Raw genomic sequence first — 12346 nt, forward strand, 5'->3', positions numbered from 1 at the left:
CGTTGAAGCAAAATCAGTCGGAAGGCTTAGAGTTCTGAAGAACGTTTATTTCTCTGGCTGAATATAAGGAACGATAGGTGCGGTCACGCCAATTGAAGCACCACGAACAAAAGGTTCATTTTGTAAGGCTTTGAAATTTTTAGTTTGTCCGGTGAGCATGACTCCCCAAACAGGTAATTTTTCGACTTTTTTATTTTTATTTTGTTGGATAAACTTTTGGCCTTCTTGGTTGTCAGCAAACATGGGGGATTTTTCTAAGGTTTCAAAAAAGTGTTGCTTGTCGTTTTCAGGATCAAATATTTCGTTTTGATCGTCCATGCTTAATTGAAAACCATAAGGCAGCGTACCAGAAGGACCCTCTTTTTCATTAACCGTTTCGGAGTAAACATAGAGCCAAACTAAGTTGACATTGCTCGGTAACATTTTGCGGACTTCTTCATATGGATAAGGTTTATCAAAAGAAATCGCCACTTCCGCTACTTGGTTTTCCATTTTATCTAATTCACTTAATTCATTTTTAACATCATCATAGTAATTGGTAATCGCTGGGTTATAAAAAGTTGCCACTTTCTGTTTCGTTTGTCGGTTGTATTCATAGGAATTCTTAGAAGAATAATAGCTACCAAGATAGGCTTCATTCCGGTCAATCGAATTTTTGAAAAAGCTATATCTGCTACGTAAATTACTCCACTCCACCGTGTAACCATCAATATTTTTTGAACGATTAGTTACAACTTCGCCCCCAAAAGGCGAACTATTAGCAATTACTTGGGAGTCTAATTGAGTGTTTGGTGAAGCAATCATTTCTTGATCATTAATTACTTCTAGTAGGGTATGATAGTTTTTCGTCGAAAGTTTATCCATTCCCACAAAAAAACCGACAAACAATACAGCAAAACTAACAACGGTTATGGCACCAATCACGATAAATTGTTTTCTTTTCGCTTTACGAATACTTTTTTTTAAATCCACTTCTATTCCTCCAGTTCTTTTTTTAATTTTTGACGTGTGCGATACAATTTTTTGCGAACATTTTCAACAGATAATTCTAAAATCAACGCAATCTCGGCATACGATAATTGATAATAATATTTCAAAAGCAATAGTTCTTGTTCCTCATCTTTTAAGGAATCGATCAATAATAATAGCTCTTGCCCTTCCATTTTTTCTATTGATTGCACAGGATGGCTGTTTGCCACAAAAGTGCGTTCTCGTTTCTTTTTTCGATACATCGTAATGTAGTAATTAAATGTTACTCGGAAAAACCACGGGCGTAGATTTTCTGATGTAATTTCAGGTAATATTGAAAAAATCGTTGTATACGTTTGCGACACTGCATCTTGTGCATCTTCAAGACTTGCTCCTCGGTGAATCAAGACTTGGATGACTTCTTGCCCCAAAGAAAATAGTACTTCGTCAAAATTTGCCTCCTTTTTCATCTGATTTCTCCTTTCACTTATACAACGTTTCAACTAGGGAAAAAGTGGACAGTCCTTCGTTCATTATTTTTATGTATTTTTTCTCTCAATAAAAAATACTCCTGCTTAGGCAGAAGCATTTTTTGTTTTTTCTTATTTATCATTTTCCAATGACTAATCTTCGTGTATAAACGGCTTGCCCAGAATGCATCACTGCATCATCAATCACTGAAACTAAACGCACTTGTCTAGTCACCGGCGGGGTCCAATTTTTATCAATCACGTCTGACAATTGTTCTTCTTTGATTTGGTCTAAATAGCTTTTGGTAAGTGCCACACTGGCAGCCAAATAGTCACTAAGCAATTGCTTTTCTGCCACCACGACTTTCGCCGCTTCTTCTGGTGTGTGATGCCAGTCTTCTGTTTCATCTGGCAAATCCAAGGCAAATTTTTCTGTCCAGTGTTGGCTAAGCCATAACGGTTCACTATGATTAAGTGCGGAAATTTGTAGGTCTAATTCTCTGGCTGTGTGCCACATCAGCCAAGTAACAGACTTGATTAATGGTGCGGGCATCGTGTTTGCTTCGGCAACGGTCATTTGCGCAAGTGTTTCTTCAAAACGTTCATGCGCTCGGTCAAGAGTTTCACTAGAAAGTTGAGTGACTTTCATAAAAATACCTCCTTTGTGTTGGTGCCTGTTCTTTCGTTTCTATTTTCTATTATACTGCAAAAGAATCCGTTGTAGCTCTTTTTTGGCTGCGGTATCTGCGGAAAGGGTAAATGTTTGAATAGGCCTTCCATTTTCTTGCCGATTGCCTTTATCATCCATCTCATAAAAACCATCTGTAAAAGAACCACTACTGTTATATTCATAAATTTCACCATCATCACCAAGTAAATATTTTATAATTGGTTTTCCTAAATCAGCAACTTCATTATAGCCTGCTGCTAAAGCCGAAGTCATTACTTTATCAGACCGGCCCAAGGTGCCATCTTTCGAAGTATAAAATGTTACCCCACCCAAGGCTTGAATAGAGTAGCTATTTTGTCTAGATGAATCTTGCCGCTGAACTAAAATAGCTTGCCGATCTGGTGTTAATGCATACCAATCACCTTTACCACTCGCTCCATGATCAAAAAATCTAGTGGTAACAGCCATTCCACCAATTTCTGCTCGTTTACTAGCCCAGAGCAGAAATTCATTAGTTATTGCTCGCTTCTCTGACTCCGTATAATTCATTTCGTTTAATCTTGTTGAACTATTTTGCTGTGAACTCATTGTTTGAGGTATGGTTTTCAAACTCTCTTTACTAATTTTTGTTGTTTGGGTTGTTTTGCTGGAACTTTTTGTTTGTTTTTCAGAATTTTTCCCACCAGTAACAATAAGAAAAATAAGTAAGCCAATAATGACTAGTAACAGTATAATCACAACAAAGAAGTATTTATTTTTTTGGTGACGATGATTAAACATACGCTTTAACTCCTTTTCTAAATCAGTGCTCTATTACTTTATAACAATCTGATCCGCCACTCGATTCATACTACTTAAATCACCCACATCAAAAAAATTTTTCCAAATTTTATTCATATTAGCTTGTCCCAAGTTTATCGCTGTTGGTTGAGCGGATGAATTATCCAGTTTCGTTTTAACAACATAATAGTAAATCATTTCCCCATCACGTCCGAACGCATAGATTTGCGAAGGAACACCGCCAACACCTTGTATATTTTTTCCAGTTGCAAAAAACATTTGATCATTTTCACTAGTGTTATCACTTAACTTACTACTTACTTTGGTTAACGTTATGGTATTCATATTGGACAAAGCAATCTCTTGAACTGATTGATTCGAATTTTCTTGAGCTGGATAGCCATTAAACCGCCATCCTGAAGGCGCACCCAAAATAACTAGCGCCGCACGTTGGCTAGTGGAGAGTTTTTTTACTGCTTCTGCAGCCACATTTTCTTCATCTGAAATAGTAGTAACTGCTGAACTACTTTCACTTTCTTGCACCACTGAGGTACTTGAATAACTGCTAACGGTCTTTGTAGAGGAAGATGGTGTTGCATCTACTTCTTCTACCGTTTTTCTTTTTAAATTTGTTTGCCCATTCACTAAGATGAATACTAATAATCCAATAATAACAATTAATAATCCAATCACTATTCCTAAATACTTGTTATTATGATGTCGATCACTTCTCATTAAAAATACTCTCCTATCATATAGAAAGGTAATATTTCCTTTCACTTATTCTACTAATGATTATTTTAACACAATCATTAAACAAAAAATGAAAAACGTCTGTTTCTTTCCTTTCTTTCTTCAAAAATAACACCCCCCCTAAGTAAAAAAGAATTGACAATTCTCTTAGTTTCCCTTAGTATGTGGAAAAGTACCTTTAAGATAGTCCGAGAGGCTAACAAGGCAAAGTTCTGTAAAATTCTGTATTTTTGTATAGTGAATGATACGAGATGTCTTGCCCTTTTTTTGTGTGCAAGGCTTTTTTTGCGCGGTGCTTAATCAATTTATTTGGGAGGCAACAAAGTGGAAAAGAAAAAACGTGAAGTGAAAGGTATCTCATTTACCAAAAAAATGGTGATTTCATTGGTGGGAGGATTAATCGTTGGGCTCGGCTTTTTATTTTTAAGAGAGCACCTTATTCGCAGCAATCAAGGCGCTGTGTGGCAGACAATCAATCAGATTCTTTTCCAAGATATTTCAGATCCTGAAAAAGGACAATCTGCGATTGGGCTTTTCTATATTATTGGTCAACTATTTATCAACGGCCTACAATTAGTGATTGTGCCGATGGTCTTTACTTCAATTACTTTAGCCATTTGTCATATTACCGATACGCAAAAATTAGGACGAATTTCCTATAAAACGATTTTTGGCTTTTTATCGATGTCACTGATTGCTCTATTAACGGCTGGAATTGTGGGCTATAGCGTATATTTAACTGGCGCTTTTAATGTGTCGTTATCTGAAACGCTAGCTCCTGTCGAAGTAAGTACGAGCGGCAACCCATTAATGGTGATTGTCAATGCTGTCACGAAAAATATCGGTTCTGCATTTAGCGACAATGGTGCGATTTTAGCCGTTGTTGTGTTGGCAGTGATTACTGGTTTATGTATTAATGCATTAGGGGATAAAATTCGTGTTTTCAAAAAATTAATTGAAGAAGTCAATGCGATGGTCACGTTATTTTTAACCTTTGTAATTACTAAATTTGCTCCTATCGCCGTCTTTATGTTGTTAGTTCGGACGTTTGCTTCTTACGGGATTGATTATTTAAAACCAGCGTTAGTCTACGTTGTAACAACGACAGCGACGCTCTTAGCCTTTTTGATGATCGGTTACCCATTATTTATCTTATTTGCGACAAAATTAAATCCTGTTCCTTTTATTAAAAAGATTATGAAAGTTGTGGTTTTTGGATTTTCTACTTCTTCTTCAGCAGCCACTTTACCGTTAAATACAAAAACAACGGTTGAAGAGTTAGGTGTCGACAGCGATGTTGCCGCCTTTGTCTTGCCGTTAGGAATGACTATTAATATGAACGGCACAGCGATTATGCAAGTAATTGCGGCTATTTTTGTAGCGGGCGTAGCTGGTTATGAAGTGACACCAGCTAATATTGCCTTGATTGCCATTTTAGCTTTAATGTCATCCATTGGTACACCGGCGGCACCTGGCGCTGGCGGAATTATCCTTTTCACTATTTTAACTGGTTTAAACTATAACAATGAGATTGCGATTGCGACGTATTCATTAATTTTAGCCATTAATCGTCCAATCGAAATGCTCGTTACTAGCCTAAACGTGGTGGGTGATAGCGCCACTGCGATTTATGTTGCACATTCGGAAGATTTGTTGGATGAAGCCACTTATCTGACTGATGTCGCTGACTTGCAAAATGCGGAAGCGGAGTAATTAATGAAAAAGCAGACTTCTTGTATGGAAGTCTGCTTTTTTATTATGTTTTTAGTGAATCCGTAATTTTTTACTTCTTCGATTTACTTTTACGAAAAACTAAAAGACACCCACTGGCGATAACTAGAAGACCAATAATCACAAGCGCGATCGATTTCTTTTCTCCTGTGCTCGGTAAAAATTGGCTAGCTTTTCTGAAACCACCTTGGCTTGATGGCTTAACTTGTTTCGTACCAGTTTGATCAACTCCCGCACTAGTATTTAAGTGTCCATTATTCCCCCCATTTTTTTGTTCCGTTTTATTTTCCCCACTATTTTTCAATGTTAATTGCTTCACTGCCGAACGTAGTTTTGCTTCTGCTTGATCTACTTCTGCTTGCGTTGCTGTTGTTTGATCTGCCACAGTTTGTGCTTGTTTCAACGCTTCACTGTAGACTTTCCAACTGCTTGCGGTGTAGTCTTTTTCTTGGTGTTTCTCGTTTTCTTTGATGATTTTCAACAAGTTGGTTTTATCTACTTCTTTGGTTGGTACTTTTGCCAATTGCTTCACTGCCGAACGTAGCTCTGCTTCTGCTTGGTCTACTTCTGCTTGCGTTGCTGTTGTTTGATCTGCCACAGTTTGTGCTTGTTTCAACGCTTCACTGTAGACTTTCCAACTGCTTGCGGTGTAGTCTTTTTCTTGGTGTTTCTCGTTTTCTTTGATGATTTTCAACAAGTTGGTTTTATCTACTTCTTTAGTTGGCACTTTTGCCAATTGCTTCACCGCCGAACGTAGCTCTGCTTCTGCTTGGTCTACTTCTGCTTGTGTTGCTGTTGCTTGATCTGCCACAGTTTGCGCTTGTTTCAATGCTTCGCTGTAGACTTTCCAACTGCTTGCGGTGTAGTCTTTTTCTTGGTGTTTCTCGTTTTCTTTGATGATTTTCAACAAGTTGGTTTTATCTACTTCTTTAGTTGGCACTTTTACCAATTGCTTCACTGCCGAACGTAGTTTTGCTTCTGCTTGGTCTACTTCTGCTTGCGTTGCTGTTGTTTGATCTGCCACAGTTTGTGCTTGTTTCAATGCTTCGCTGTAGACTTTCCAGCTGCTTGCGGTGTAGTCTTTTTCTTGGTGTTCTTTTTGTTCCTGAATTAATTTTTCTAACGCTTCTTTCGTTACTTCAGGAGTTGTTTTAACTGTGATTGAACGCGAGCTGCCATTTAACCCCGCACTATTTAAAGTGATAATATTTTGGTCAACAGAAATTTCTGGGTCCGCTGCGACTACTTCAAGAATGCCCTTATCAAATTCAATAGAAACGGATGCATTATTTTGTAAAGGATTCGCAAGAGTTAAGCGATAAACACCGTTATCAATTTTTTCTGAAATAACCGACATTGGATCATACGCATACAGTCCTGCAATTTCTTGATCATTATTCCATGTATTCATCATGACATAATTACCTGCTTCAATGGCTTGTAAGTTTGCTGTATTTTCTAGAACAGTATAGCCTTTGTTTTTAGAAAGAGCTGCGATTTCTTCATTCGTTTTCCCAACCACTGTTAAATATTCGTAAGTACCATTTTCAACAGTCTTGCCATAATTTTTACTAATTTTAGCAAATGTATTTGTATAGGTTTTATCATTAACAAAGTATTCGTTAATATCTCCGTAGCGACCAGAGCGTTCTTCTATTTGAACATCAAGCGTATTCATTGAATTAGGAAAAACATAGCCAATGTTATTCAATGGATTCGCTGCGCTTAAACTAATCCAAGAATTATCTTTATCTGAACCTTGGTCAAGCTTCACTTCCTGTGGATGAATCATCCGATTATCGAGGATTGTTTCAATCGAAGCATCTGTCGTACCAGTAATGCCACTTCCCAAATTGATGATTTGACCATCTAATAAGAACCAAGATTTTTTAGCAACTAAGTTCATTCCTTCATTATTTTTATCTAAAAACATTCCTATAGAGGCAACCTGTCCATTATTTGAGCCACCTACCCATGACTGGGGACTGCGTTTCCCTGTATAAGCTCCATTTGCCAATTCTCTTGTGTCAACTGTCGTTCCTGGTAATCGATATGGATCGATCGTTGCCCAATATCCTTCATCAAACTGAGCAAAGTCTTGATTGTATAAATAAAGCATGCCGTCTGCTGTATGCCAGCCTTTTTTATTTTCCGTATTCCCAAATTCATAGTTTCCGACACGTTGTGAATACATACTGATCCCCACCGCATATTCGTTATTTTTCTGTAGGACTCGATCCATCGAACCATATACATTTAAAGATTGCATTGGTGTCGCTTGGGCAGGTGAGGCACTATTCACCACATTTTTCAAGTCAATTAACGCTTCAAAATCTCTTGGTTTTTTAAAGAAATGATAGTATGACCCACTTTGTTGAAGCCACGTTTGGACAGATGTATAAATGTCATTTCTTAAATTTTCTGGTGCAAATTTTGCAATTAAGGTTAAATTAGCTATTGTTTCTTTACCCGATTCAAACTCTGTAGTAAAAGGATTCGTTTCTGGCGCTCTGGAAATACTTCTACCAGAAACCATCGATGGCATTTTTCCATTTACCATCAATTGTAAGTAACCTTTATCAACAACATTAAATAAATTACTAATGTTAGGGTCATTCATCTCCCAGTCGGAACCTTGTAAAATAGTCTGAATTCGTCCAAACCCTTTTAGCAACTCATTCCCGTAACTGCCGTTGTACGGAAAATAACCATGTTGAATCAAGGAACCATCAGGATATAAGCCATCACCAGAGGAAACACTTTTTAAAACGGACGGAACAGCTTCTTGTACTTGTACTAGGCGTTGATTATCTTCTAACAAAAGTCCAGTACCTAAAACGGTGATTGAAATATCTGTTAAGTTAGCCCCTGTTGCACGATAAATTGGCCATTGTATGTTTGGATCTTTTGCATACAGCATCAGCGGAGCAGTAAATTTATTTAATTTTTCTGCATCTGTATTCAATAGGTCATCATGTAATAAAATCAATGTATCTGTTAGCGGCTGCGCGGAACCAATTTGCCAATCCCACCAGTTACCTGTGTAATACGTTCCATTGTATTTTTTTGTATCAATCATAAATTCAATGCCTTTAACAATCGCATCATAAACTTCTGGTTTTTCAAAAAGCTCACTTGATGGTTCATAGTAGCCTAACGCTAATTTTTTAATATTGGTAAATTGAGTCGTGTAATCAGCAGACACTGTATCCGATGGTTTTCGTTCCCACAGATACCCACGATCTGCTGCTTGATTAAGCGTTTGCCACAATGCTAAACTCTCCGTAGCAATCTGGGCACGATACTGTTGCACATCTGTATCGTTATCATACTGCGTAGTACCCAACAATCGCATTTTCCATTTTGCTCGCATTTCCGCATATTGTTTATTTTCTGCTACAACAGTCACAGGAATTGTATCACTAATTTCTGTTCCTTTAATTTTGACTGTTACTTTCGCTTCACCACTCTTAACTGCTGTTAAATTACCCGTTTGGTCAACCGTCACAACAGTAGGATCACTACTTGACCACTCAATCTGATCCTCTGTGATATCTACTCCAGCTGGTGACACTTCAAAGGCTAGCTGTTGCTTTCTTTTTTCACTAATAGTCAGGTTCTCTGTTAAAAGTTTAATCGCTTCTGGCAGTCGTTTTTTTTCATATGCTTCAAACGAAATAATACTTGAACTGTAAAATTGCTTATTTGTGTGTTGCCACATTTTCATCTGCTGATATTTTACAAAACGTGCTTGTACATTATTGCCATCAATATATTTTTTAGTAGGTTGGCCACCTTTCCCATTCTCTTCTTTAAAGATAGATTGATAGCTTTCACCATCTGTTGAAACTAAGATTTCATACACAGGACTTTCTGCATGCAACTGTAAAACGAGTTCGCCAATGTTTTTTACTTCACCCAAATCAACAATTAACCATTGTTCATCTTGCTTATCAGCGGACCAGCGTGTTGTTTCATCGCCATCGACAGCTTTTTCGCCAACAAATTGAGGGTATTTCCAATTCTCTCCAATTTTTCCTCCTTCCACACCAGAATATGTCACTTCTTTTTGTAAAAATAAATCAGTTATTTCTTCTGCAGATGCACTCATCGCAGTTAGCGAGAAGCCTGTAAGCATGAAAGCAACAACGACTATTATTTTTTTAATCATATTTTTCCCCATATCTTTCTATTTTTAAGCAACCAATCCGACTTTTCCAAACACTTTTTTCTGATAATTTAATCAACTTCCTCCTCTACTAAGTATTCTATATAAAAATTAGGCATGAAAAGACAACCTAAAGTAATTACTTCAGACAGACTTTTCATGCCTAGTTTTCCCTAGTCACATGAAATATTATACATGTTTACGCTTTCACTTTAAGGTAATTTTTGGTTACTGTCAATAGCGTTTTCTTCATTAAAGAGCTTATTCAACTTTTCACGTTAAAAATATTGATTTTTATGATAATCCCTTAATTTTTTCTCATTTTAAAATAATAATTATGGGTGCTGAACCTATTTCTGAGGCACAACAATCGGACAATTTTAAAAAAAACGAGAGGAATGACCATTGTTTTTTGCCATTCCTCTCATTTTTATTTATTGTTTGAACGGTAACGTTTCTCTCAATCCAGTTTGATTGAATTTTTTTATTTTCTATCAAACAAACAGACTAAAGATATTTTACTTCATATATTTTTCAAGCAATGACTTGATTCATAGAACTTACTGAGCAACCAGCCTACTTCCTATTTATGATACGGTTCCCCTTTCATAATCCGAAAACCGCGATAAATTTGTTCCACTAATACCAAACGCATTAACTGATGTGGATAAGTTAAGCGGCCAAAAGAAATTTGTTGGTTACTTCGCTGAAGGACTGAATCACTGAGACCTAAGGAGCCACCAATGACAAAGGTTAGATTACTTTTGCCACTAATCCCTAATTGTTCAATTTCTTTTGAAAATTCTTCACTAGATAATTGTTTGCCATTAATGGCTAAAACAAAGACGTATTCGTTGTCATTAATTTTCCCCAAAATACGTTGGCCTTCTTTTTCTTTGACTTGAAGCATTTCAGCGTCACTGAGTTTTTCTGGGGCTTTTTCATCTGGTACTTCAATGATTTCCATCTTGGCATAGCTATTTAAACGTTTCAGATATTCATTAATGCCTTGAATCAGGTATTTTTCTTTCAGTTTTCCGACTGTTACTAGTTTAATTTTCACCTATTCCACTACTTTCTCGTTTTCTCTTCTTTCTTATTTTAGCACGAAGTTTGGCTACTTTCCACAACGTTTCCACATACTTATACACATATACACAGAGTTATCCACAGAACAAACTAAAAAATTACTTTATTTAACAGCTTTTTCAATACAAACACATATTCGCCACTGATTTGTCCACATTATCCACATTCTGTGGATAACTTTCTTAAAAACTATACACAGAGTTATTCCCGATTTGTTCACATTTTTCTGTGTATAACTTTTTCATTCGTATTTTTTCTGTAATTTTTCCCTAAGTTGTTCATAAAAAATTCAAAGCTATTCGATAGACTAAAGGAGTAGGAAACAGATATACTTAATATAGAAAATTCAGATGCACTTATTGGGAGGTTATTTTATGCAACGAAAAGATGTTACACCTAATTCAGATAAAAAAAGTTTATTGCAAAAATTTGGGATTGGTTTAGCTGGCGGCTTACTTGGTGGCGCCCTTATTCTAGGAGGCGCTTATTCTGGGATTATTCCCACACCCAACGGCGGAAATAATGCGGCGACGACGACATCCACTAATCACGGCGACACAAAAGTCAGCAATGTAAGTTACAATGTGTCTAGCGATGTCACAAAAGCCGTGAAAAAAGTTCAAAATTCTGTGGTTTCTGTCATTAATATGCAAAGTGCTAGCAACAATTCTTCGGCAGATGATCCTTTTGGGGGATTGTTCGGTGGGAATGAAGGTACTCAAGACTCTTCCGGCAACAATGGTAACGATTTAGAAGCAGCCAGTGAAGGTAGTGGGGTTATTTATAAGAAAGATGGTAAAACGGCTTATGTCGTGACAAATAACCACGTCGTAGATAAAGCACAAGGATTGGAAGTTGTTTTATCTGATGGTACCAAAGTGAAAGGCGAATTAGTCGGAACCGATGCTTATACGGATTTAGCCGTGATTAAAATTTCTTCCGACAAAGTTGATCAAGTCGCTGAGTTTGGAAATTCTAGTAAAATCACAGTCGGTGAGCCTGCTATTGCAATTGGTTCCCCTCTAGGCTCTGATTATGCTAACTCTGTCACACAAGGAATCATCTCTTCTGTGAATAGAAATATTACCAATAAAAACGAGTCTGGTGAAACCATCAATATTAATGCCATTCAAACCGATGCTGCCATTAATCCAGGAAACTCTGGTGGTCCACTAATCAATATTGAAGGACAAGTCATTGGCATTAACTCAGTAAAAATTGTGCAATCAACTAGTCAAGTGAGCGTTGAAGGGATGGGCTTTGCCATTCCAAGTAATGACGTAGTCAACATTATCAACCAATTAGAAAAAGATGGTAAAGTGACGCGGCCAGCTCTAGGGATTACGATGTCTGATTTAACAGGTATCTCTTCACAACAACAAGAACAAATTTTAAAAATTCCAGCTTCTGTAAAAACTGGCGTAGTGGTTCGTGGTGTTGAAGCAGCGACCCCTGCTGAAAAGGCTGGATTGGAAAAATACGATGTTATCACGAAAGTTGACGGCCAAGACGTAAGCTCTACTACAGATTTACAAAGCGCGCTTTACAAGAAAAAAGTTGGCGACAAAATGGAAGTGACTTATTATCGTGGTTCTAAAGAAATGAAAGCAACCATCGATTTAACCATTGATAAATCAGCTTTAACACAACAAAATAATCGCAGCAATCAATAAAAGAAAGAAACGACCTGTTATTCAAACAACAGGTCGTTTCTTT

At 37.1% G+C, this 12346-nt stretch carries 9 protein-coding genes; 2 read left to right on the forward strand and 7 right to left on the reverse strand.

The genetic code is table 11. The annotated features are described in order from the left end of the window. Positions 1 to 45: 45 nt before the first annotated feature. The 5 genes from IGL93_RS11960 to IGL93_RS11980 all read right to left on the reverse strand — a co-directional run bounded on the left by IGL93_RS11960 (position 46) and on the right by IGL93_RS11980 (position 3624). Positions 46 to 972: an anti-sigma factor gene (locus IGL93_RS11960; protein WP_010776157.1), complete on the reverse strand. Its 927-nt coding sequence runs from the start codon at positions 970 to 972 to the stop codon at positions 46 to 48. A 2-nt stretch (positions 973 to 974) separates the two neighbouring features. Next, a complete protein-coding gene (locus tag IGL93_RS11965; RefSeq protein ID WP_025187365.1) occupies positions 975 to 1439 on the reverse strand; it encodes an RNA polymerase sigma factor in 465 nt (154 codons plus the stop codon). A gap of 139 nt (positions 1440 to 1578) precedes the next feature. Then, entirely contained in the window at positions 1579 to 2088 is a 510-nt protein-coding gene (gene gst, locus IGL93_RS11970) for a DinB family glutathione transferase (protein ID WP_002370068.1), read from the reverse strand. A gap of 39 nt (positions 2089 to 2127) precedes the next feature. Next, positions 2128 to 2889, reverse strand: a complete 762-nt coding sequence (locus IGL93_RS11975) for a hypothetical protein (RefSeq protein ID WP_010713746.1) — start codon at positions 2887 to 2889, stop codon at positions 2128 to 2130. A 33-nt stretch (positions 2890 to 2922) separates the two neighbouring features. Continuing rightward, the gene (locus tag IGL93_RS11980; protein ID WP_010776159.1) at positions 2923 to 3624 is read right to left on the reverse strand and encodes a hypothetical protein; all 702 of its coding nucleotides are present in this window, start codon (positions 3622 to 3624) and stop codon (positions 2923 to 2925) included. Positions 3625 to 3951: 327 nt separating this feature from the next. On the opposite strand from IGL93_RS11980, the gene IGL93_RS11985 reads away from it, so the two are divergent. Further along, positions 3952 to 5355, forward strand: a complete 1404-nt coding sequence (locus tag IGL93_RS11985) for a dicarboxylate/amino acid:cation symporter (RefSeq protein WP_002387350.1) — start codon at positions 3952 to 3954, stop codon at positions 5353 to 5355. Between the two features lie 70 nt (positions 5356 to 5425). Here IGL93_RS11985 and IGL93_RS11990 read toward each other — a convergent pair whose 3' ends face one another. Next, on the reverse strand, positions 5426 to 9544 hold the full coding sequence (locus IGL93_RS11990) for an EF3023 family LPXTG-anchored polysaccharide lyase (RefSeq protein ID WP_104662209.1): 4119 nt from the start codon (positions 9542 to 9544) through the stop codon (positions 5426 to 5428). A gap of 580 nt (positions 9545 to 10124) precedes the next feature. Further along, a complete protein-coding gene (rlmH, locus tag IGL93_RS11995; protein ID WP_002355021.1) occupies positions 10125 to 10604 on the reverse strand; it encodes a 23S rRNA (pseudouridine(1915)-N(3))-methyltransferase RlmH in 480 nt (159 codons plus the stop codon). A 400-nt stretch (positions 10605 to 11004) separates the two neighbouring features. Between rlmH and IGL93_RS12000 the strand changes: the two genes are divergently transcribed. After that, on the forward strand, positions 11005 to 12303 hold the full coding sequence (locus tag IGL93_RS12000) for a S1C family serine protease (protein ID WP_002368406.1): 1299 nt from the start codon (positions 11005 to 11007) through the stop codon (positions 12301 to 12303). The last annotated feature ends 43 nt before the right edge of the window (positions 12304 to 12346 follow it).

The sequence above is a fragment of the Enterococcus sp. DIV1328a genome, assembly GCF_050536905.1.
Classification (GTDB): domain Bacteria; phylum Bacillota; class Bacilli; order Lactobacillales; family Enterococcaceae; genus Enterococcus; species Enterococcus faecalis.

Excerpts from the sequence above, each read along its gene's own strand:
- IGL93_RS11990 (WP_104662209.1), bottom strand. The coding sequence starts at position 9,544 with ATGATTAAAAAAATAATAGTCGTTGTTGCTTTCATGCTTACAGGCTTC.
- IGL93_RS12000 (WP_002368406.1), top strand. The coding sequence starts at position 11,005 with ATGCAACGAAAAGATGTTACACCTAATTCAGATAAAAAAAGTTTATTG.
- gst (WP_002370068.1), bottom strand. The coding sequence starts at position 2,088 with ATGAAAGTCACTCAACTTTCTAGTGAAACTCTTGACCGAGCGCATGAA.
- IGL93_RS11975 (WP_010713746.1), bottom strand. The coding sequence starts at position 2,889 with ATGTTTAATCATCGTCACCAAAAAAATAAATACTTCTTTGTTGTGATT.
- IGL93_RS11980 (WP_010776159.1), bottom strand. The coding sequence starts at position 3,624 with ATGAGAAGTGATCGACATCATAATAACAAGTATTTAGGAATAGTGATT.
- IGL93_RS11965 (WP_025187365.1), bottom strand. The coding sequence starts at position 1,439 with ATGAAAAAGGAGGCAAATTTTGACGAAGTACTATTTTCTTTGGGGCAA.